1 protein-coding gene is annotated in these 567 nt (G+C 71.6%); it reads right to left on the minus strand.

Annotation, left to right across the window (positions count from 1 at the left end; all coding sequences use genetic code 11):
* Nucleotides 1-518, minus strand: a 518-nt coding sequence (locus tag L6Q67_RS24230) for a response regulator (RefSeq protein ID WP_296576281.1), incomplete at its 3' end; no start/stop codon positions are given.
* Between the last annotated feature and the right edge of the window lie 49 nt (nucleotides 519-567).

Consider the following 567-nt stretch of genomic DNA (forward strand, 5'->3'; position numbering starts at 1 on the left):
TGCATCAGCTCGGTCTCGTCGCGGAAGCCGCGCCGCGCGAGCTCCGCCTGGAAGTGCGCCACGAGCGGCCGGAGCCAGCCGCACCGGTTGTCGAGCACGAACCGGTAGCCCGCCTCCGCGAGCCATCGGGCCGCCTCCTCGCCTTCGCCCCTCGACGGCGCCACGCCGAGGACCCGCTCGATCGTCGCGGCAAGGTCCTTCGCGAGGTTCCGCTTCGGCACGTAGCTCGCGGCGCCCGCGCGGAGCGCCTCCGCCGCGATCTCCTCGCTCCCGTGCGCGGTCATCAGCACGACCGGGACCTTCGGGTGGCGGGCGTGGACCGCCTGGACGAGCTCGAGGCCGTCCATCTCGGGCATCTGGAGGTCGGTCACGATCAGCTCCGGAGCATCCGACTGCACGAGGTCCAGGGCCTCGCGTCCGTTCCCGGCGCGCACGCACTCGTGTCCCACGTCGGAAAGGAGGGAAGTGACGAGCTCCAGATCCACGCGCGAGTCGTCCACGACGAGAATCCTGCTCATGACGCTCCTCCCGCGCGATCCCGGATCGCGCGCGTGACCTCCTCCATCC

It is taken from the genome of Zoogloea sp., assembly GCF_023150065.1.
GTDB lineage: Bacteria > Pseudomonadota > Gammaproteobacteria > Burkholderiales > Rhodocyclaceae > Zoogloea.